The sequence below is a fragment of the Streptomyces niveus genome, assembly GCF_001723055.1.
In the GTDB taxonomy this organism is placed as follows: domain Bacteria; phylum Actinomycetota; class Actinomycetes; order Streptomycetales; family Streptomycetaceae; genus Streptomyces; species Streptomyces niveus.
Window position 1 is genome coordinate 62,644 of sequence record NZ_MDCR01000040.1, and the last position, 19,232, is coordinate 81,875.

Below are 19,232 nucleotides of genomic sequence, written 5' to 3' on the forward strand. Positions count from 1 at the left end.
CGCACCGGGAAGCGAGCGCGCAAGCACGCAGGGGCCGCGCGGCGTGTACTGCCGCGCGGCCCCTGCGAGTTGTCGCCGGCTCAGCCCTTGCGCGCCTTGATGGCCTCGGTGAGCTGCGGGACGACCTGGAAGAGGTCGCCGACGATGCCGTAGTCCACGAGGTCGAAGATGGGCGCCTCGGCGTCCTTGTTGACCGCGACGATCGTCTTCGAGGTCTGCATGCCCGCCCGGTGCTGGATCGCGCCGGAGATGCCGGAGGCGATGTACAGCTGCGGGGAGACCGACTTGCCGGTCTGGCCGACCTGGTTGGAGTGCGGGTACCAGCCGGCGTCGACGGCGGCGCGCGAGGCGCCCACGGCCGCGCCGAGGGAGTCGGCGAGCGCCTCGATGATCGCGAAGTTCTCGGCGCCGTTGACGCCGCGTCCGCCCGAGACGACGATCGCGGCCTCGGTCAGCTCCGGGCGCCCGGTCGACTCGCGCGGGGTGCGGGCGACGACCTTGGTGCCGGTGGCCGCGGACCCGAAGGTGACCGCCAGTTCCTCGACGGAGCCCGCGACCGCGGCCGGCTCGACGGGTGCCGAGTTGGGCTTGACGGTGATGACCGGAGTGCCCTGGGTGATACGGGAGTTGGTGGTGTACGCGGCGGCGAACACCGACTGCGTCGCCACCGGGCCCTTGGCGTCGGCCGTCAGGTCGATCGCGTCGGTGATCAGACCGGAGCCGATGCGCACCGCGAGGCGGGCGGCGATCTCCTTGCCCTCGGCGGACGACGGGACCAGTACGGCGACCGGCGAGACGGCGTCGTACGCGGCCTGGAGGGCGTCGACCTTCGGGACGACGAGGTAGTCGGCGAACTCGGGGGCGTCGGCGGTCAGCACCTTCACCGCGCCGTGCTCCGCCAGCGTGGCGGCGGTGTCCGCGGCGCCCGCGCCCAGCGCGACGGCGACCGGGTCGCCGAGGCGGCGGGCCAGCGTCAGCAGCTCCAGGGTGGGCTTGCGGACGGCACCGTCCAGATGATCGACGTAGACGAGGACTTCAGCCATGGGATGTGTTCTCCTGCGAATGCGAGTGCGTGAAGGAACCGGGACCGGCTTCGGGGGCGGTGGGCCGCACCCGTCAGATGAACTTCTGGCTGACGAGATACTCGGCCAGCTGGTCGCCGCCCTTGCCCTCGTCGTTGACGATCGTGCCCGCCGTACGGGCCGGGCGCTCCGTGGCCGACTCGACGAGCGTCCACGCGCCTTCGAGACCGACGTCGCCGGCCTCGATGTCCAGGTCCCCCAGGTCCAGGGACTCCACCGGCTTCTTCTTCGCCGCCATGATCCCCTTGAACGAGGGGTAGCGGGCCTCGCCCGACTGGTCCGTCACCGAGACGACGGCCGGCAGGGACGCTTCGAGCTGCTCGGTCGCCGCGTCGCCGTCGCGACGGCCCTTGACGGTGCCGCCCTCGACCGACACCTCGGACAGCAGCGTCACCTGCGGGACGCCCAGGCGCTCCGAGAGCATCGCGGGCAGGACGCCCATCGTGCCGTCGGTGGAGGCCATGCCGCAGATCACCAGGTCGTAGCCGGTCTTCTCGACGGCCTTCGCCAGGACCAGCGAGGTGCCCAGCGCGTCCGTGCCGTGCAGATCGTCGTCCTCGACGTGGACCGCCTTGTCCGCGCCCATCGACAGCGCCTTGCGCAGCGCGTCCTTCGCGTCCTCGGGGCCGACGGTCAGAACGGTGACCTCCGCGTCACCGTCACCGTCGTAGTCCCCCGCGATCTGTAGCGCCTGCTCGACCGCGTACTCGTCCAGCTCCGACAGCAGACCGTCCACATCGTCACGGTCCAGCGTCAGGTCATCGGCGAAATGCCGGTCACCCGAGGCGTCGGGCACGTACTTCACACAGACAACGATCCTCAAGCTCACGCCGGCTCTCCTACTGCGTCGTCATTTCTGGGCTGCTGCCTTGTTGCTCGCAGCATAGGCGCCTGACGGGGGGTTTTCCGGTCAGGTCGACCCGCGCACCGACCATAATATTACTCGCCAGTACATCGATCTCGTGCCCGCTGGGCAACCACCGTGAACTGTGACGTTCCCAACGCCCCGTCGGCCCGACGGCCGGGAACTCCCGGCCGGGTGCCCTCAACTGCCGGGTGTCGCGCCGGAGACGGCCACACCCAGTGCGGCGATCACATCGGCCTTGCGCGGTGCCCCGGCCGCCCTGCGGACGATCCGGCCCGCGGCGTCGAGGACGAGCACCGTGGGCGTCTTGAGAATGCCCAGCTCGCGCACCAGCTCCAGACGCTCCTCGGCGTCGAGCTCCACATGGGCCACGCCGTCGACCATGCCGGTCACCTCGGCGAGCGTGCGCCTGGTGGCGCGGCAGGGCTGGCAGAACGCGCTGGAGAACTGGACGAGCGTCGCCCGCTCCCCCAACTCCACGCCCAACTCGGCCGCGCCGAGCCGCCTTTCACCGTCGCGCCCGCGCACCCTGAGCCTCCCGTTCACGCGGCGGTGCAGCACACCGAAGAGGCTCGCCGCCGCGAGCACCGCCACACACACCACGAGTCCTGTCGTCGTCATCCCCGGTGCAGCGTTCACACGACCGCAAAATATTCCGCGGCCGTCGTCCGGCCGGCCTGGGCGATGCTGGCCCCATGAACATTGATGTCAGAGGCCCCCGCTTCGGCGCCGCCGTCACCACCGCCGTCCTGGCCGCCGTCCTGGTCACCGGCAGCGGCGCGCTCCTCGGCTGGCAGGCCCTCGTCTTCGCGGTGGGCGCGCTGGCCGGTGCCGGGCGCTCTCCGTACGGATGGCTGTTCCGCACCGTCGTACGGCCCCGGATAGGACCGCCCACGGAGTTCGAGTCCCCCGAGCCGCCGCGTTTCGCGCAGGCGGTCGGCCTGGTCTTCGCGGTGGTCGGCCTGGCCGGCCATCTGTGGGGGCCCACGTGGCTCGCTCTCGCCGCGACGGCGTGCGCGCTGGCCGCCGCGTTCCTCAACGCCGCGTTCGGCTACTGCCTCGGCTGCGAGATGTACCTCCTGCTGCGCCGAACGACCGGCGCGCGGCGCTGAGCTGCGGCAAACGCCCTGATCACCCGGGAATGACGTGATGAGAATCTCGCTCCGCGCCGTCGGCAGGACTGGCCACAAGGCGTCGTTTGGGGCACGATCTGCCCAATGCCGAAAACCTACGGCTGCGTAACTTCCGTCGGGAGAACCCTCCCCGGGAACAGAAGGGTCTCCTCCAGATGGCAGAGCTCGTCTACCGGCCGGTCGTCGGCGCCGCCCGCACGATGTTCAAGGCGCTGGACCTCAAGATCGAGACTCAGGGCTCCGAGAACATCCCGCGTACCGGCGGTGCCGTGCTCGTCAGCAACCACATCAGCTATCTGGACTTCATCTTCACCGGGCTCACCGCGCTCCCCCAGAAGCGTCTCGTCCGCTTCATGGCGAAGGACTCCGTCTTCCGGCACAAGGTCTCGGGGCCGCTGATGCGCGGCATGAAGCACATCCCGGTGGACCGCGACAAGGGCGAGACCGCCTACTCGCACGCGCTGGACTCGCTGCGCGCCGGCGAGATCATCGGGGTGTTCCCCGAGGCGACCATCTCGCAGTCCTTCACGCTCAAGTCCTTCAAGTCGGGCGCGGCGCGCCTGGCTCAGGAGGCCGGGGTGCCGCTGATCCCGATGGCGTTGTGGGGCACGCAGCGGCTGTGGACCAAGGGCCGCCCGCGCAACTTCCGGCGCAGCCACATCCCGGTGACGATGCGCGTCGGTGAGCCCATGGAGGCCCCGGCCGACCAGTACGCGGGCGCGATCACCCGGCGGCTGCGCGAGCGGGTGCAGGAACTGCTCGAAGCCGCGCAGCGCGCCTATCCGGTACGACCCAAGGACGCGAACGACACCTGGTGGGTACCGGCGCACCTGGGTGGTACGGCTCCGACGCCGGCCGAGGTCCGCGAGGCCCGCTGAGCCGCGCGGCCCCGGCGGACGACGGCACGACGCGTCACCGCCGGTCCGTTGACGCGTACGGTCAAAGGGCGGGGCGTACGGTGATGCGCGCCCCGGGGCTCAACTTCTCCAGCCGCTCGGCGAGTTCGGTGCCCGCCGCGTCGAGTTCCGTGCCGGTCATCGGCGGCAGGCTCTCCAGCAGGAAGACGGCGTTCACCGACTCCTCGGTGAGCCGGGTGCGTACGCCCTGGCGCCAGTTCCAGCGCCGGCAGGTGACGCCTTCGTCGTCACGCCACACGACCTCGCCCGCGTCCGGGTGCTCGACGGCGCTCTCGCCGCCCGCGGCGGTGTGGAACGGCTCGTCGCCGGTGGCCCGTACGAGCCGCATGGTGCCCGTGACGCGGTCGGTGTCCTCGCCGCCGACGGGGATCAGATAGGCCACGCTGATCGCGTTGTAGAGGTCGACCAGCAGATTGATCCGGGGCAGACCGCCGTCGGCGAGCGCGCGCCTGGCCAGCGCCTCGGCGGAGTTTCGGGTACGCGACGGCTTGCTGCCGAAGGCCGTGTACGCCGCGCGCCAGGCGGCCATGTGCGGGTCCTCGTGCGGGGCGCGCCCGTCGAGACGGGCGGCGAGCCGCCGGGCCGCTTCGTCGAGCAGCGCCGAACCGGCCTCGTCGCTGGGGCCGTTCACCAGCCCGTGGGCCTCGACGGCGAGCGGGGTGAAGCCGGGGACGAGGGTGCGCACCTCGTCCGACACGGCGAGTGTCAGGGTCATCGTCTGCCTTGCCTCGGGACGTACGGAAGCGGTGCATCACAGCACACCGAGAGGTCCACTGTAATGCACCGCCAGTACCGGGGCGTTATCTGGCCATTTCTTCCTTGAGCGCCTGGACGAACGCGTCGACGTCGTCCTCGGTGGTGTCGAAGGCGCACATCCAGCGCACGTCGCCGGCCGCCTCGTCCCAGAAGTAGAAGCGGAACCGCTTCTGCAGACGCACGCTCACGTCGTGCGGCAGTCGCGCGAAGACGGCGTTGGCCTGGACGGGGTGCAGGATCTCGACGCCGTCGACCGCGCGTACCCCGTCGGCGAGCCGCTGCGCCATGGCGTTGCTGTGCCGCGCGTTGCGCAGCCACAGGTCGCCCGCCAGCAGCGCCTCCAACTGCACGGAGACGAAGCGCATCTTGGAGCTGAGCTGCATCGACAGTTTGCGCAGCCGCTTCATCGCGCGGACCGCGTCCGGGTCGATCACGACGACGGCCTCACCGAAGATCGCGCCGTTCTTCGTGGCGCCGTAGCTCAGCACGTCCACGCCCACGGTGTTGGTGAAGGTGCGCATCGGTACGTCGAGCGAGGCCGCGGCGTTGGATATCCGGGCCCCGTCGAGATGGACCTTCATGCCCCGCTCGTGGGCGTGCTCGCAGAGCGCGCGGATCTCGTCCGGGGTGTAGACGGTGCCCAGTTCGGTGTTCTGGGTGATCGACACGACCTGCGGCATGGCGCGGTGCTCGTCCTCGTAGCCCCAGGCCTGCCGGTCGACCAGCTCCGGCGTGAGTTTGCCGTCCGGGGTCGGCACGCTCAGCAGTTTGATGCCGCCGACCTTCTCGGGCGCCCCGCCCTCGTCCACGTTGATGTGCGCGGTCTCGGCGCTGATCACGGCGCCCCAGCGGTCGGTCATCGCCTGGAGCGCGACGACGTTCGCCCCGGTGCCGTTGAAGACCGGGAATGCCTTCGCGGTGGGCCCGAAGTGGCCGTGCATGACGCGCTGGAGGTGGTCGGTGTACTCGTCCTCGCCGTACGCGACCTGGTGGCCGCCGTTGGCGACGGCGAGCGCGGCCAGCACCTCGGGGTGCGCGCCCGCGTAGTTGTCGCTGGCGAAGCCGCGCGTGGCGGGGTCGTGGTGCGCTCGCGCGGCCGTCGTACGGGACCTCATGACTCGGGGGTCAGCCACAGACGCTTTCCGTTCACTTCACCGGCGGGCCGGTCCCAGACTCCGGCGATGGCGTCGGCCAGCTCTCCGGCGTCCGTGAAGCCCGCGAACTTCGCATTCGGGCGCTCGGCGCGCATGGCGTCGTGCACCAGTGCCTTGATGACCAGGATCGCAGCCGCCGCGCGCGGCCCCTCGTCGCCCCCGGCCTTGCGGAAGTCGTCGCCCAGGGCCAGCGTCCAGGCCTCGGCAGCCGCCTTGGCCGCGGCGTAGGCGGCGTTGCCCGCCGTGGGCTTGCTCGCGCCGGCGGCGCTGACCAGCACGTAACGGCCCCGGTCGCCGCGCAGCAGAGCCTCGTGGAAGGCGAGGGAGGTGCTCTGGACGGTGCGGATCAGCAGCTTCTCCAGCAGGTCCCAGTCGGCGAGGTCGGTGTCGGCGAAGGTCTTGCCGCCCCGCCAGCCGCCCACCAGGTGGACGAGGCCGTCGACCCGGCCCGCGCCCTTCTCGGTCTTGGCCGCCCACGCGCGGGTGGCGCTCAGGTCGAGAAGGTCGACGGTCTCACCGGTGACGGTGGCGCCCGGGTGGGCGCGGCGCGTGGCGTCGACGGCCTCGGTGAGGCTCGCCGCGTCCGCGTCGGCGGCGACGACCGTCGCACCGGCCGAGGCCAGGCGCAGCAGGGTGGCCCGCCCGGCGGGGCCGCCCGCTCCGGCGACCGCGACAACGGCCCCGTCCAGTGCGCCGCCCGCTCCGGTGCCTGTGCTCATGGTCGTCTTCTCCGTCATCCCGGTGTCCCCCGCTTCGTCCGTGTCGTGCGTCTGATGCGTGTCGTGCCTGTCGTGCGTGTCGTACGTGCCGTGCGTGTGCGTGTCGTACGTGCCGTGCGTGTGCGTGTCGTACGTGCCGTGCGTGTGCGCGCCGGTGCGCGCGCTCACGCGGCCTGCTGCTCCGGGCTCGTCGCGGTGATGCCCCGGGTCGAGGCGATCACCTTCTTGAGCTTCTTGGCCAGTGCCTCGTAGAACATGCTGAGCGGAAACTCGTCCGGAAGCACGTCGTCCACGAGCTTGCGCGGCGGCTGATCCAGGTCGAGGGCGTCCGGGCCCTTGGCCCAGCGCGATCCGGGGTGCGGGGCCAGATAGGTGGAGACGAGGTCGTAGGCGGCGAACCAGTGGACCAGTTTCGGGCGGTCGATGCCGGCCCGGTAGAGGTCCTCGATCTCGCCGAGCAGCTGCTGGGTGACCTGCGGGGCGCGGTCCCAGTCGATGCGAAGGGTGTTGTCGGTCCAGCGCACGACGTCGTGCTTGTGGAGGTACGAGAAGAGGAGCTGGCCGCCGAGGCCGTCGTAGTTGCGCTCACGGGCGCCGGTGACGGGGAAGCGGAACATCCGGTCGAAGAGCACCGCGTACTGGACGTCGCGGCCCTGCGTGACGCCGTCGGCGTCCAGCTTCACGGCCTCCCGGAAGGCGGTGAGGTCGCAGCGCAGCTCCTCCAGGCCGTACATCCAGAACGGCTGCCGCTGCTTGATCATGAAGGGGTCGAACGGCAGGTCGCCATGGCTGTGGGTGCGGTCGTGGATCATGTCCCAGAGCACGAACGCCTGCTGGCAGCGGTCCTGGTCGCGGACCATCTCGCTGATGTCGTCGGGGAGTTCGACGCCAAGAATGCCGACGGCGGCCTCGGTGACCCGGCGGAAGCGGGCGGCCTCGCGGTCGCAGAAGATACCGCCCCAGCTGAAGCGCTCGGGGGCCTGCCGGACGGCGATCGTCTCGGGGAAGAGGACCGCGGAGTTGGTGTCGTAACCGGAGGTGAAGTCCTCGAAGGTGATGCCGCAGAACAGCGGGTTGTCGTAGCGGGTGCGCTCCAGCTCGGCGAGCCACTCGGGCCAGACCATGCGCAGGACGACCGCTTCGAGGTTGCGGTCCGGGTTGCCGTTCTGCGTGTACATGGGGAAGACGACCAGGTGCTGGAGCCGGTCCACGCGGTCGGCCGCGGGCCGGAAGGCCAGCAGCGAGTCCAGGAAGTCGGGTACGTCGAAGGCGCTGTCGGCCCATTTACGGAGGTCCGAGACGAGCGCCGCGTGGTAGGCGGCGTCGTGCGGAAGCAGGGGTGACAGCTGCTCGACGGCGGCGATCACCCGGTCCAGCGTGACCTCGGCGAAGGTGCGCGCGGGCACGTCCTCGGAGTCGAAATCTATGGAGCCGTCCTTGGACTGCCAGGGACGGATCTCCTCGACGGCGTTCTTGAGCTCGGTCCACGCGGGGTGCTCGACCACCTTCTGGTCGTCGGCCGCGCGCCCTCCAGGTCGGTCCTGCACAAGAATTTCCGTCATGTCACGTCCTCCACGGGAGAAGCTGGCGTCAAAGCACCGTATCGGTCTCCGATTCTCCCGTACAAGAGGGACTAAGACAAATTATCCTGCCTCGCTTTGGGTTTACGGGCGTTTTTCCTGCCGTACACGCTGTGGACGACAGGCCCCGGCCTGTACGGGTACGACACGGGTCCAGACCCGGGTGGTGGCCGTTAGGCTGCCGCCGTGCCGCGCGGGGCGCCAGCGCCGCGCGGGAGCCGCCGACGACGGAAGCGAGTCAGCCTTGACTTTCCTCACCATCGGTCATCGTGGAGTGATGGGTGTCGAACCCGAGAACACCCTGCGCTCCTTCCTGCACGCCGAGCGGGCCGGTATGGACGCCATCGAACTCGACCTTCATCTGAGCAAGGACGGCGCCCTCGTCGTCATGCACGACGCCGAGCTGGACCGCACGACGGACGGGACGGGCCCGATCGCCGACCGGACCCTCGCCGAGCTGCGGGAGCTGGACGCGGGAGCGGGCGAGCGCGTGCCGGTCTTCGAGGAGGTCCTGGACGCGGTGGGCGCGCCGCTCCAGGCGGAGATCAAGGATGTGGCGGCGGCGCGCGCGCTGGCCGAGGTCATGCACCGGCGGAAGCTGGTGGGGCGGGTGGAGGTGTCCTCGTTCCACGACGAGGCCGTCGCCGAGATCTCCGCCCTGGTGCCCGGCGTACGGACGGTGCTGATCGCCAGCCGCTGGGGCGGCGACATCGTGGACCGGGCGGTCGCGGTCGGCGCGGACTCGCTCGCGCTGAACATCCGGCGTCTGACGCTGGAGGTCGTCGAGCGCGCGCACGCGGCGGGGCTCGGGGTCATCGGGTGGGTGGTGAACACCCCGGACCAGTTGCGGCTGGTCCGGGCGCTGGGCCTGGAGGGCGCGACCACCGACTTCCCGGAGATCCGCCGCACCGGCCGCTTCACGGCCTGAGCGGGCCCGGCCGACCCGACCGGCGCGGCAGCCCTGACCGGTCTGGCCTGCCCGCGTGGCGGGCGGGGCCGGGACAGCGGGATGGAGCCGGGACACCGGACCTCTCGGCCGTGCCGGGGGGGCTGGCACACAGGTCCGGCGTCCCGGCGGTCATAGGTAGCTGACGCCGGTCAGAGCCTCGGCGGCGGTCCACAGCTTCTTCCCGTACGCGGGATCGGCCGCCTCCGGATTGGGCCGCGTCAGGGCGACCGGGCCGCGGAACTCCTTGAAGCCCGAGGGGCCGTAGAACTGGCCGCCGCGTACACCGGGCGCGGTCGCAGCGTGCAGTTGCGACCGCGCGCCCGCTTGCACCGGCGCGAACATCAGCTGTGTCGCCCGGTCGATGGCCCGCGAGACCGGGTCCGCCTCCTCGAACGCCCGAGGGCTGAGGTTGGTGCGGCAGATCCCGGGATGGGCGACGACGCTGGCGACGGGTGAGCCGTCCCTCTCCAATCGGCGGTGGAGTTCGAAGCCGTACAGGGTGCACGCCAGCTTGGAACGGGCGTACGCGCGGCGGGGTTTGAAGTCACCGCGCGACATCAGATCGTCGAAGTCGAGATGGGCGCCCCGGTGGGCGGTGGAGCTGATGCTGACCACGCGCGTGCCGGCCGCCGGGCCGAGGGTGCCGAGCAGCAGGCCGGTGAGCGCGAAGTGGCCCAGCATGTTGACACCGAAGTGGGCCTCGAACCCGTCCTCGGTGGTGCGGGGTGAACCCAGGTGAAGTACACCGGCGTTGTTGACCAGGATGTCGATCGCCGGGAAGTCGTCACCCATGCCCTTGGCGAAGGCGCGTACGGACTGAAGCGAGGCGAGGTCGAGTTGCCGTGCCTCGATCGCGGCGTTCGGCAAGGACCGCCGGATGTCCGCCACCGCCCGCTCTCCCGCGACGGTGTTGCGTACGGCCATCACGACGTGCGCCCCGCCCCGGGCGAGTTCGGTCGCGGTGACAAGGCCCAGTCCGGAGTTGCCGCCGGTCACGACGGCGACCCGACCGCTCTGGTCGGGGATGTCACGTTCAGTCCATTCGGTCATGGCCGACGCTCCTGGGAAAAGGGCGTGCACGGGATGAGGAGTGGTGTGCACGGCTGCTCGGCGACAACGGTAGGAAGGGACCGGCGATCCCCGGTCGTACTCCTCTCCCTAGGAGTGACAGACCTACCTTCGGGCCATGCGGGACCCGCAGACTGTCCATATGGCCCCCGATCACTCGTTCGCCCGTGAGCTCGGTGACTTCCTGCGCGCCCGGCGCGGCCTGCTGCGCCCCGAGGACGTCGGGCTGGAGCCGGGCCCCCGGCGCAAGGTCACCGGACTCAGACGCGAGGAGATCGCGCTGCTGGCCGGGCTGAGCACCGACTACTACCAGCGCATGGAGCAGGGCCGTGAGGTACGCCCCTCGGACAACGTCCTCGACGACCTCGCCACCGCGCTGAACCTCGACGACGACGAACGCCGGCACCTCTTCGCCCTCGCCCAGGCGGCGCGCCGGCCGCAGCGTGTCCGCAGACGCCGCACCCCCGAACGTGTGCCGAAGGGCACCCAACAGCTGCTGGCCTCCATGAACACGCCAGCGGTGGTGCTCGGCCGGCATCTCGACCTGCTCGCGTGGAACACGCTCGCCGAAGAGCTGTTCGGCGATCCGAACCAGCAGCCGCCGGAGCACCGGAACATGCTCACCTCGCTGTTCCACGATCCCGAGACCCGGATGCGCTGCCCCGACTGGGAGGCCACCGCGCTCCAGTACATCGGCATGCTGCGCACCTCGGTCGTCACCGACCCGACACATCCGCGTGCCAGCACGCTCATCGGCGAACTCAGCATCCGCAGCGCGGACTTCCGCCGGCTCTGGGCCCGGCACGAGGTGCGGGAGACGGTGCAGGGGACGAAGCTGTTCCGGCATCCGCAGGTCGGGGAGATCACCGTCGAGTGGGGCACCTACCCGCTCCCCGGCAGTCCCGGCCCGGTCATGTTCGTCTACACCGCCGAGCCCGGCTCACCGGACGCCGAACGGCTCCAGCTGCTCGCGTCGCTGCGTGCCGCCCGGACGGGCCCCCACCGCCCTCGTCAGGAGGAAGGGGCGCGGCCGGCCGAGGGTGTCAGCCGGCCTGGTCCAGCGGCTTGACCAGCAGCTCGAACGCCAGGTCGTCGCGCTGCGGGATGCCGAAGCGCTCGTCGCCGTACGGGAAGGGCGTGAGCTGTCCCGTACGGCGGTAGCCGCGGCGCTCGTACCAGGCGATCAGGTCCGCGCGCTGGACGATCACGGTCATGTGCATCTCGCCGACGCCCCACTCGGCGCGGGCGAGGCGCTCGGCCTCGGCGATGACGCGCTTGCCGAGGCCGCCGCCCTGTGCCCCGGGGTCGACGGCGAACATGCCGAAGTACGCGGCGGGGCCGCGGTGTTCCAGCTGGCAGCAGGCGACCAGCTCGCCGTCCGACTCGACCATCAGGAGCCGGCTGCCGTCGGCCTCGATCACATCGAGCACGCCCTGCTCGTCGGTGCGCTGGCCTTCCAGCAGATCGGCCTCGGAGGTCCACGTCGCGCGGGCGCTCTCGCCGCGGTAGGCGGACTCGATGAGCGCGACGAGCTGCTTGACGTCTGCTGCGGCGGCGTCCCGGTAGGTGAGCTGACCGGGAGCGGGGCGCGGGGTGGTGTCCATGGTGCGCGTTCTCCGAATTCTCCGCCGTGGGCGGGCGGCACGCCCGAGCCTAGCCCCACGTCCCGGCGGCGCGGATCGGTGGGGTACGGGGCGGCGGAGCCGTACCCCGCGCCGGAGTCCCGCCCCCGTGGCCGCCCCGTGTGATCACGTCTCCCTTACGGCGTCGGCCTCCTCGCCGGTGTCCTCGTCCGTCCGGTCCGCCGTGTCCGGCGCGCTCCTGGAGTGCTTCGGCGCGAAGCCCAGCAGCCGCGCGCAGGCGGAGGTGTCGAACAGCGAGGTGTGGCCGGTCAGTTCGGTGAAGTACGGCACGCCCGGGTGGTGTTCTTCGAGGAGTTGGGCCGTCGGCACGGGTGACGACGTGTCGTCCGCGGCCACATTGAGGACATGACAGCCCGTCAGCTCGGCGGTGAGCGCGTACCGGACGGCCCTGGCGGCGTCCCTCGTGTCGAGCCACCCCCACAGGTCCATCCGGTGCCCGCCCGGATCGTCGCGTACGGCGGCGAGTTGGGCGGCCAGCCGCTCGCCCGTGCCGGTGAACGGGAACCGCATGCAGACGATGTCGGTGCCGTGGCGCCGGTGTGTGGCGCGGGCCGTCTCCTCCAGCACGACTTTGGAGAGGCCGTACGGATCCTGGACGAGCGTGGGGTGTTCCTCGTCCACGGGTACGTAGCGCGGCGACTGCGGCCGGGGCGACCAGGCGAGTCCCACCGCGGCCAGGCTGGAGGCGGCGACGACGCGGCGTACGCCGGTACGGCCCGCCTCGTCCAGGACCCGGTGCGCGGTCAGGCAGTTGGCGGCGAACAGGGCGCTGTCGTCAGGGGAGTTGGGGTGCGGGATGGCGCCCAGATGGACGACGGCCTCGGCGCCCGCCATGGCGTCGCGCACCAGTGCGGGATCGCTGAGATCGCCGGTGTGGACGCGGTCGAGGCGCGGGTCGTCGAGGGGGACGAGGTCGGTGGCGACGATCCGGTGGCCGTGGGCCAGCAGGTCGTCGATGACATGGCCGCCGATGTGTCCGGCGGCGCCGGTGACCAGGACGCGCATCAGCCCTTCACCGCCCCGACGAGGCCGTTGACGAAGTAGCGCTGGAGACAGACGAAGAGCAGGACGACGGGGATGACCACGATGAGGGCTCCGGCCATCAGGTTGTTGTAGTGGGGGACGTTCTCGGCCGCGAGGGTCTGGAGGCCGAGCGGGAGCGTGAAGGTCGACTGGTCGTTGAGTGAGACACGGGTGAGCAGATACTCGTTCCAGGTCGGGATCGCGGTGAGCAACGCGACCGTGATCAGGGCGGGTTGGGCCAGGGGCAGATAGATGTTGAGGAAGATCCGGAACTCGCCCGCGCCGTCGACCCGCGCGGAGTCGCGCAGTTCGGCCGGTATGGCGTTGAACGCGCCGGTCATCAGCAGGATCGACAGCGGGGCGCCGCCGTTGACGAACGGCAGCACCAGTCCCCAGTGCGTCCCGAGGATGCCCATCTCGTTCTCCAGCAGCACGATCGGCAGCATCACCGTCACGCCGGGCACGAAGAGCAGTGCGACGAACATCCGTGAGAGGAAGGCGCGTCCGGGGAAGCGCAGCACGGCGAAGGCGTAGCCGGCCGCCGCGTAGACGACCAGGGTGAGGACCACCGTGTAGAGCGTCACCAGCAGGCTGTTGAGGAAGAAGTCGAAGAAGTGGAGCTTGTTCCAGGTGTCGATCAGGGTGTCGAGGGTGGGGTTCTTCGGGATCAGATGACCGCCGCTGACCACCTCCAGCTGGTCCTTGAACGCGGCGGAGATCATCCAGAGGAACGGATAGACGCTGATGAGCGCGTATCCGGCGAGCAGCAGACCGACGACGGTACGGGCGAGGATCCGGCGGGTGCGCTTGTCGGGGCGGCCGGCCAGGGGGATGGACGTCATGTCTTGCTCCGCAGCGCTCGCAGATTGATCAGGGCCAGTACCAGGGCGGCGGCGAACAGCAGCCAGCCGAGCGCGCTCGCGAGGCCGAGAGTGGGCCGCAGCTGTTTGAGGAAGGCGAGGCTGTACGCCTCCAGGCCGAGCACGTTGGTGTGGTCGCCGGGGCCGCCGTTCGTCATCACCAGGAAGGTCTGGAAGCCCTGGAGCGAGTCCCGCAGGTTGAGCAGGACGACGATCGCCGTGATCGGGCGCAGCAGCGGCCAGACGACGGACAGGTTGGTACGCCACCAGCCGGCGCCGTCGAGTTCGGCGGCCTCCAGCAGGCTGCGGTCGATGGTCTGAAGACCTGTCAGATACAGCAGCATCGCGACGGGCACATGGCCCCACACGGTCACCACGATCATGGTGGGCAGGGCGGTGTCGGGGTTGCCGAGCCAGCCCTGCGGCTGCTGGAGCGAGCCGAGCCCGAGCTGGTCGAGCAGCAGGTTGACGGCGCCGTCCGGCTGGAGGATGTACTGCCAGGCGAAGAATACGGCGATACCGCTGGTCACGTACGGCAGGAAGAAGACCGACCGGAGGATGGACTGCATCCGGCGGGCCTGGCCCAGCAGGATGGCCAGCGGAAACGACACCAGGACCGTCAGCAGCGGTACGGAGATCATGACCCAGAGCGTGTTCAGTCCCGCGCTGCGCACCCGTGGCGCGTAGATGGGGCTGCGCCACAGGAGGTCGGCGTAGTTGTCCAGGCCGACCCAGGTCCAGTGCGGCATGAAGCCGTTCCAGGACGCGAAGCTCAGCAGGAAGCCGTAGCCGATGGTGTAGAGGCCCATGACGGCGAACAGGACCACGGCGGGGGCCACGAAGAGATAGCCGGTGACGGCCTCGGTCCCGAACCGGCGGCGTGGTGGCCGCCCGCCGGACGCGCGGCCGGACTTGGCGGCGCGTCCCCCGGCCGGGGGCGTACGGCTCGCGCCGTCGCCCCCGGCCTCCCCGTGTGCGGTGGTTCGAGGTGCTGTGGTCACTGGGTCGCCCAGTAGTTGCTGTTGAGCTTGCTGAGCTTGTCGCCGGTCCCGGTCGGGCTGTCCTTCCCCAGCGGGGTGAGGTCGGCGAGGATCTCGCCGGCCCGGTCCTGGTCGTAGCCCGGCGGGCGGAAGTCGTTGAGGCTCGGGTCGTACGTGGTCTCGGGCGTGCCCTGGAAGCTCTCCATCATCGAGGTGAGGGCGGGGCCGAGGACCTTGGCGGAGTCGGCGCCCAGCTCGGTGGCGGGCAGGTCGGCCGACTCCTTGGCGAAGTTGGCCGCGACGTCGGTGCCGGAGAGGAACTCCATCCACTTCTTGGCGTTCTCGGGCTGTTCGCTGGTGGCCGTGAGGCTCAGTCCGGTCAGCGCGATCGGGCCGAGCGCGCGCTGGGGGATGGCACCGTCCTTGGGGGCGGGCATCCCGAAGGCGAGTACGTCGTCGGCCTTCATGCCGTTCTGCTGGAGGAAGGCGAGGGTGAAGGTGCCGCCGACGGCGAAGGCCGACTTGCCCTGGGCGAAGGCCTGGTCGGCCTCGTCGATGGTGAGGGTCTGGCTGCCGGGCATCCAGTACGGGGTGATCTCGTCGTACATGGACAGGACCTTGGTGCCGTTGGGCGAGCTGAAGTCGCCCGCCTTGTCCTTGCCCCACAGGTCGCTGTAGGCCTCCTTGCCCAACTGCGCGTAGGCCATGGGCTGGAGGACCCAGGTGAGTCCGGTGGACTTGACCTTGAGGCCGAGGCTGACGCCCCCGGTCTTGGGGTCCTTGTGGTGGGTGGCCTCCAGCGCCGCGAGGAACTCCTCCCAGGTGGCGGGGGCCTTGGTGATCCCGGCGTCGGCCAGCTTCTGCTTGTTGGCGTAGACGATGCCGAAGGTGCCCGCGCTCAGGGGGACGCTGAACCGCTGGCCCTGCTCGACCCCCTTGAAGGTGGAGTCCTTGGCCTGCGATTCCTTGAACTTCTGCGCGGTGACGGTGCCCGAGCCCTTGATCGCCTCCTGGAAACGGCCGCTCCAGGAGTCCGGGATCTGGTCCTGGAGGTCGGCGGCGACACCGGCCGCGCCGAGGACGAAGTCCTCACCGTCGGAGTGGACTTCGAGGACGTCGGGGAGGTTGCCGGTCTTGGCCGAGCTCTGCACCTTGGTGGTGTAGGCGTCGTCGGGTGTGTACGCCTCGATCGTGACCGTGATGCCGGTTTCCTTCTTGAACTCCTCCGCCGCCGCGCGCAGGGCGCCGACGTGGGACTGCTTGAACGTCCACATCTCCAGTGAGTCGGAGTCGCTGCCCGAGTCGGACGATCCGCCGCAGGCGGAGAGGGTGGTCAGTGTGAGCGCGGTGGTCGCGGCCAGAGCCACGAGCCGGACATTCCGCGCGAATGGTATGCGCATGGCCCCTACCTAGGATTCAACCGTTCAGATAACCGAATGACGTTGGAGTGACTGAACTTATGGTTGCGGTGATATAGCGTCAAGACGCACGTCGAGAATCGTGCTGACCGGTTCGCCGAGGGGCGCCGGTGCTGGGAGCGGAGGTTCCGTGGAATCGGTGGCAGCGGCAGCGCGAGGGCGTAAGCCCGATGAGGTCAAGTCGGCGGCGCGGGTGCTGGAGGTGCTCGAACTGCTCGGCACCGAGGGCGCCCGGCTCTCGCTCGCCGAGATGGCGAGCGCGATGGCGGTGCCGAAAAGCAGCCTGCACGCGATCCTGCGGACGATGGAGGCGCGGCGCTGGGTCGACCTGGACGCCTCGGGCACCCGCTACAGCCTCGGCCTCAAGGCCCTGCTGACGGGCACCGCCTATCTGGAGGGCGACGACGTCGCGAGCCTCGCCGGGCCGGTCCTGGACGCGCTCGCCGAGGAGACCGGCGAGTCGGTACACCTGGGCAGGCTGGACGGGACCGACGTCGTCTACCTGGCCAAACGCGAGTCACGGCACGCGCTGCGGATGTACTCGGCGGTGGGCCGCCGACTGCCGGCGCACGCGACGGCCCTCGGCAAGGCGATGCTGTCGCAGTACGACGCGGCCGAGGTGCAGCGCCGGCTGGACTGGCCGCTGGCCCGGCTCACCCCCGACACCGTGACCGACCCCGACGAGCTGATCCGCCAGCTCGCCGAGGCCAGGCTCCAGGGCTGGGCGATGGACGACGGCGAGAACTCCGTGGACATCCGCTGTGTGGCCGTGGCGCTGGGCACCGGTCACGGCGCCGGCGACGCCATCAGCTGCTCCGCCCCCAAGAGCCGGATGGACGACGCCCGGGTGCGGGAGATCGCCGGGGCCGTCACGGAGGCCGCGCACGCGCTGGGGACACTCCTCAAACGGCTCGGGCAGCACTGAAGACTGCTCGACCCATATTTGGTAGAGTCATTGACAAATTAAGAGCGCTCTCTCTACGTTCGGATAGCAGTACATCATCCTGCTATCTGTACGCTGGAGTTCGAATGGCTCAGCCTGATGCCCGCTCCGACATCCTCGCCCCCGCTCCCTGGGTCGAGGAACGCGGTGCGAAGATCCGCATCACGGCCGTCTCCACCTTCCTCACCGCCCCGCACGGCTGCCCCCACCTCGTCGTCCGCGTCGAGACCAACGAACCGGGGCTCTACGGTCTCGGCTGCGCCAGCGACCCGCAGCGCACCCTCGCCGTACGGTCCGTGCTGGACGACTATCTGGCCCCGATGCTGATCGGGCGCGATCCCGACGACATCGACGACATCCACCGGCTGCTCCTCAACAGCGCCTACTGGAGGGGCGGTTCGGTGACCGGCAACGCGCTCGGCGGGATCGACGTCGCCCTGTGGGACCTCAAGGCCAAGCGCCTCGGCGCACCGCTGTACTCGCTGTTCGGCGGCCGGGTCCGTACCCACGCCGAGGCCTACACCCATGTCAGCGGCGCCGGCGCCGACGAGATCGCAGACAAGGTCGTGGCGGCGCGGGAGCGCGGCTACCGCCATGTCCGGGTCCAGGCGTCCGTGCCCGGCTCCGACACCTACGGCACCGCCGCCACGGCCGCCACCGACGCCCACGCGCTGCGCACCCGCTCGGTGCCGTGGGACTCCGCCGCGTACGTACGGACCGTGCCGCGCGTCCTGACCGCCGTACGCGAACGGGTGGGCGACGAGGTCGAGTTGCTGCACGACGCGCACGAGCGGCTCGACCCCCGGCAGGCGCGGGACTTCCTGCGCCGGGTCGAGGACGCCGGGCTGTACTTCGTGGAGGATCTGCTCGCCCCGGAGGACGCGCGCCACTTCGCGGCCCTGCGCGCCGCCTCCCCCGTACCACTGGCCGTGGGTGAACTCTTCCACGACGTCGGCCAGTTCCTGCCACTGCTCGATGGACCCGACATCGACTTCGCCCGGATCCGGGTCCCGACGCTGGGCGGCCTCACCCCGGCCCGCAAGCTCGCCGCCTACTGCGAGTTGCGCGGCGTACGGCTCGCGCCGCACGGTCCCGCCGACGTCAGCCCCGTCGCGCAGGCCGCCACGCTCGCCATGAACATCAGCAGCCACGCCTTCGGCGTGCAGGAAGCTGCCGTGTTCAAGCCCGCCGTGCTCGACGTCTTCCCCGGTACGGTCGTCGCGCACGACGGCGCGCTGTCCCCGCACGAGGCCCCCGGTCACGGTGTCGACTTCGACGAGGCGGCGGCGCGCAGACATCCGGTGCCCGAGCCGCTGGAACACGACCGCTGGGCCCTGCTGCGCAACACGGACGGGAGCGTGCAACGACCATGACAGCCACTCCGTCGGACGCGCCGTCCGGTCCCGGCTCCGGGCTCGCGGGCCCGAGGGGCGGCCCGGTCGTCGGCGACACCGTGCTGGGTACGGGTGTGCGGACCGCGCGCCGGGCGGTGGACGACGGGCTCATCGGCGTCCCGGTCGCCGCCTGCGCGTTCATCACCGCCCCCGGGCCGGAACGCCCTTGTCCCGCCTCCGAGTTGTACGACCGGCCCGGCGGCGGGCCGCTCTTCGACACCGGCCCTCATCACATCTCCGCGCTCGTCCATCTGCTCGGGCCGGTCAGCTGGGTCGCCGCGACCCCGCCCCCACCGAGGGCCGGCGAACGCTTCGAGGCAGGGGCGGACACCCAGGTCACCGGACTCCTGGAACACGAGGGCGGCGCGCTGACGACGCTCGTCATCAACTCGGGCGACCGCGAGGGGCGGCTGCCGCACATCGAGGTGCACGGCACCGAGGGCTCACTCTCCCTGCCCGACCCCGACGGCTCCGACGGGCCGGTGGAACTGCACCGGGCCGGTGGCACGTGGGAGCCGCTTCCGGTGTCGCGCGCCTCGGGCGGCTGCCGGAGCGACGGGCGGGCGCCGGGCGAACTCGCCCGCCATGTTCTCGACGTGATGCTGACACTGCCCGACGCGGCACGCGACGGCGTCTGGCTGCCGGTGCGCGGCGATCGCGCGAGGCCGGAGGCCGTACGGCCGTAGCCCCGGCGCGGGGCCCCGAGCGCCCCCACCCCCCACACGAACGGCAGGAAGGCGGCGGCCTT

At 70.7% G+C, this 19,232-nt stretch carries 20 protein-coding genes; 7 read left to right on the forward strand and 13 right to left on the reverse strand.

Translation table 11 applies throughout. From position 1 onward, the window contains the following. Positions 1-80 precede the first annotated feature (80 nt). The 3 genes from BHU15_RS06260 to BHU15_RS06270 all read right to left on the reverse strand — a co-directional run bounded on the left by BHU15_RS06260 (position 81) and on the right by BHU15_RS06270 (position 2,568). A complete protein-coding gene (locus BHU15_RS06260) occupies positions 81-1,043 on the reverse strand; it encodes an electron transfer flavoprotein subunit alpha/FixB family protein (RefSeq protein ID WP_023543452.1) in 963 nt (320 codons plus the stop codon). 73 nt (positions 1,044-1,116) lie between these two features. Then, positions 1,117-1,911, reverse strand: coding sequence for an electron transfer flavoprotein subunit beta/FixA family protein (locus BHU15_RS06265; RefSeq protein ID WP_078494437.1), 795 nt, complete (start codon positions 1,909-1,911; stop codon positions 1,117-1,119). A 216-nt stretch (positions 1,912-2,127) separates the two neighbouring features. Then, positions 2,128-2,568: a TlpA family protein disulfide reductase gene (locus BHU15_RS06270; RefSeq protein WP_069626253.1), complete on the reverse strand. Its 441-nt coding sequence runs from the start codon at positions 2,566-2,568 to the stop codon at positions 2,128-2,130. A gap of 74 nt (positions 2,569-2,642) precedes the next feature. On the opposite strand from BHU15_RS06270, the gene BHU15_RS06275 reads away from it, so the two are divergent. Continuing rightward, complete coding sequence (locus tag BHU15_RS06275) at positions 2,643-3,059, forward strand: DUF4395 domain-containing protein (protein ID WP_069626254.1); 417 nt, start codon at positions 2,643-2,645, stop codon at positions 3,057-3,059. A gap of 176 nt (positions 3,060-3,235) precedes the next feature. Further along, the gene (locus BHU15_RS06280; RefSeq protein ID WP_023543448.1) at positions 3,236-3,958 is read left to right on the forward strand and encodes a lysophospholipid acyltransferase family protein; all 723 of its coding nucleotides are present in this window, start codon (positions 3,236-3,238) and stop codon (positions 3,956-3,958) included. Between the two features lie 61 nt (positions 3,959-4,019). Here BHU15_RS06280 and BHU15_RS06285 read toward each other — a convergent pair whose 3' ends face one another. From BHU15_RS06285 to BHU15_RS06300, 4 genes are all read right to left on the reverse strand, one after another. Continuing rightward, a complete protein-coding gene (locus tag BHU15_RS06285; RefSeq protein ID WP_069626255.1) occupies positions 4,020-4,712 on the reverse strand; it encodes a B3/B4 domain-containing protein in 693 nt (230 codons plus the stop codon). An 85-nt stretch (positions 4,713-4,797) separates the two neighbouring features. Further along, positions 4,798-5,868, reverse strand: a complete 1,071-nt coding sequence (locus BHU15_RS06290; RefSeq protein WP_069626256.1) for a threonine aldolase family protein — start codon at positions 5,866-5,868, stop codon at positions 4,798-4,800. Continuing rightward, positions 5,865-6,644 carry an SDR family NAD(P)-dependent oxidoreductase gene (locus tag BHU15_RS06295; protein WP_401920189.1) on the reverse strand — a complete coding sequence of 260 codons (780 nt, stop codon included), beginning with the start codon at positions 6,642-6,644 and terminating at the stop codon, positions 5,865-5,867. The genes BHU15_RS06290 and BHU15_RS06295 overlap by 4 nt, the downstream gene beginning before the upstream one ends. A 146-nt stretch (positions 6,645-6,790) precedes the next feature. Beyond that, positions 6,791-8,188: a DUF6421 family protein gene (locus BHU15_RS06300; protein WP_069626257.1), complete on the reverse strand. Its 1,398-nt coding sequence runs from the start codon at positions 8,186-8,188 to the stop codon at positions 6,791-6,793. Between the two features lie 262 nt (positions 8,189-8,450). Here BHU15_RS06300 and BHU15_RS06305 point away from each other — a divergent pair, with 262 nt between their 5' ends. Further along, a complete protein-coding gene (locus tag BHU15_RS06305; protein ID WP_079127940.1) occupies positions 8,451-9,134 on the forward strand; it encodes a glycerophosphodiester phosphodiesterase in 684 nt (227 codons plus the stop codon). Between the two features lie 150 nt (positions 9,135-9,284). Here BHU15_RS06305 and BHU15_RS06310 read toward each other — a convergent pair whose 3' ends face one another. Continuing rightward, positions 9,285-10,205 (reverse strand): oxidoreductase, encoded by a 921-nt coding sequence (locus BHU15_RS06310; protein ID WP_069626259.1) that lies wholly within the window; start codon positions 10,203-10,205, stop codon positions 9,285-9,287. 160 nt (positions 10,206-10,365) lie between these two features. Here BHU15_RS06310 and BHU15_RS06315 point away from each other — a divergent pair, with 160 nt between their 5' ends. Next, entirely contained in the window at positions 10,366-11,292 is a 927-nt protein-coding gene (locus BHU15_RS06315) for a helix-turn-helix transcriptional regulator (RefSeq protein ID WP_023543441.1), read from the forward strand. Here the strand turns inward: BHU15_RS06315 and BHU15_RS06320 are convergent. From BHU15_RS06320 to BHU15_RS06340, 5 genes are all read right to left on the reverse strand, one after another. Beyond that, complete coding sequence (locus BHU15_RS06320; protein ID WP_069626260.1) at positions 11,267-11,827, reverse strand: GNAT family N-acetyltransferase; 561 nt, start codon at positions 11,825-11,827, stop codon at positions 11,267-11,269. The genes BHU15_RS06315 and BHU15_RS06320 overlap by 26 nt on opposite strands. A gap of 144 nt (positions 11,828-11,971) precedes the next feature. Further along, entirely contained in the window at positions 11,972-12,871 is a 900-nt protein-coding gene (locus BHU15_RS06325) for an NAD-dependent epimerase/dehydratase family protein (RefSeq protein WP_023543439.1), read from the reverse strand. After that, entirely contained in the window at positions 12,871-13,731 is an 861-nt protein-coding gene (locus BHU15_RS06330) for a carbohydrate ABC transporter permease (protein WP_069626261.1), read from the reverse strand. The genes BHU15_RS06325 and BHU15_RS06330 overlap by 1 nt, the downstream gene beginning before the upstream one ends. After that, positions 13,728-14,750, reverse strand: a complete 1,023-nt coding sequence (locus tag BHU15_RS06335) for a carbohydrate ABC transporter permease (protein ID WP_023543437.1) — start codon at positions 14,748-14,750, stop codon at positions 13,728-13,730. The genes BHU15_RS06330 and BHU15_RS06335 overlap by 4 nt, the downstream gene beginning before the upstream one ends. Continuing rightward, complete coding sequence (locus BHU15_RS06340; protein WP_079127941.1) at positions 14,747-16,129, reverse strand: ABC transporter substrate-binding protein; 1,383 nt, start codon at positions 16,127-16,129, stop codon at positions 14,747-14,749. Before BHU15_RS06340 ends, BHU15_RS06335 begins: the two co-directional genes overlap by 4 nt. 157 nt (positions 16,130-16,286) lie before the next feature. Here BHU15_RS06340 and BHU15_RS06345 point away from each other — a divergent pair, with 157 nt between their 5' ends. The 3 genes from BHU15_RS06345 (at position 16,287) to BHU15_RS39085 (ending at position 19,170) form a co-directional block, all read left to right on the forward strand. Continuing rightward, positions 16,287-17,072 carry an IclR family transcriptional regulator gene (locus BHU15_RS06345; protein ID WP_069626300.1) on the forward strand — a complete coding sequence of 262 codons (786 nt, stop codon included), beginning with the start codon at positions 16,287-16,289 and terminating at the stop codon, positions 17,070-17,072. 104 nt (positions 17,073-17,176) lie between these two features. After that, positions 17,177-18,463, forward strand: a complete 1,287-nt coding sequence (locus BHU15_RS06350) for an enolase C-terminal domain-like protein (RefSeq protein WP_069626262.1) — start codon at positions 17,177-17,179, stop codon at positions 18,461-18,463. Beyond that, on the forward strand, positions 18,460-19,170 hold the full coding sequence (locus BHU15_RS39085; RefSeq protein ID WP_069626263.1) for a Gfo/Idh/MocA family protein: 711 nt from the start codon (positions 18,460-18,462) through the stop codon (positions 19,168-19,170). Before BHU15_RS06350 ends, BHU15_RS39085 begins: the two co-directional genes overlap by 4 nt. The last annotated feature ends 62 nt before the right edge of the window (positions 19,171-19,232 follow it).

Excerpts from the sequence above, each read along its gene's own strand:
- BHU15_RS06285 (WP_069626255.1), bottom strand. The coding sequence starts at position 4,712 with ATGACCCTGACACTCGCCGTGTCGGACGAGGTGCGCACCCTCGTCCCC.
- BHU15_RS06290 (WP_069626256.1), bottom strand. The coding sequence starts at position 5,868 with ATGAGGTCCCGTACGACGGCCGCGCGAGCGCACCACGACCCCGCCACG.
- BHU15_RS06325 (WP_023543439.1), bottom strand. The coding sequence starts at position 12,871 with ATGCGCGTCCTGGTCACCGGCGCCGCCGGACACATCGGCGGCCATGTC.
- BHU15_RS06310 (WP_069626259.1), bottom strand. The coding sequence starts at position 10,205 with ATGACCGAATGGACTGAACGTGACATCCCCGACCAGAGCGGTCGGGTC.
- BHU15_RS06275 (WP_069626254.1), top strand. The coding sequence starts at position 2,643 with ATGAACATTGATGTCAGAGGCCCCCGCTTCGGCGCCGCCGTCACCACC.
- BHU15_RS06300 (WP_069626257.1), bottom strand. The coding sequence starts at position 8,188 with ATGACGGAAATTCTTGTGCAGGACCGACCTGGAGGGCGCGCGGCCGAC.
- BHU15_RS06350 (WP_069626262.1), top strand. The coding sequence starts at position 17,177 with ATGGCTCAGCCTGATGCCCGCTCCGACATCCTCGCCCCCGCTCCCTGG.
- BHU15_RS06330 (WP_069626261.1), bottom strand. The coding sequence starts at position 13,731 with ATGACGTCCATCCCCCTGGCCGGCCGCCCCGACAAGCGCACCCGCCGG.
- BHU15_RS06340 (WP_079127941.1), bottom strand. The coding sequence starts at position 16,129 with ATGCGCATACCATTCGCGCGGAATGTCCGGCTCGTGGCTCTGGCCGCG.
- BHU15_RS06295 (WP_401920189.1), bottom strand. The coding sequence starts at position 6,644 with ATGACGGAGAAGACGACCATGAGCACAGGCACCGGAGCGGGCGGCGCA.
- BHU15_RS06270 (WP_069626253.1), bottom strand. The coding sequence starts at position 2,568 with ATGACGACGACAGGACTCGTGGTGTGTGTGGCGGTGCTCGCGGCGGCG.
- BHU15_RS06315 (WP_023543441.1), top strand. The coding sequence starts at position 10,366 with ATGGCCCCCGATCACTCGTTCGCCCGTGAGCTCGGTGACTTCCTGCGC.
- BHU15_RS06320 (WP_069626260.1), bottom strand. The coding sequence starts at position 11,827 with ATGGACACCACCCCGCGCCCCGCTCCCGGTCAGCTCACCTACCGGGAC.
- BHU15_RS39085 (WP_069626263.1), top strand. The coding sequence starts at position 18,460 with ATGACAGCCACTCCGTCGGACGCGCCGTCCGGTCCCGGCTCCGGGCTC.
- BHU15_RS06280 (WP_023543448.1), top strand. The coding sequence starts at position 3,236 with ATGGCAGAGCTCGTCTACCGGCCGGTCGTCGGCGCCGCCCGCACGATG.
- BHU15_RS06260 (WP_023543452.1), bottom strand. The coding sequence starts at position 1,043 with ATGGCTGAAGTCCTCGTCTACGTCGATCATCTGGACGGTGCCGTCCGC.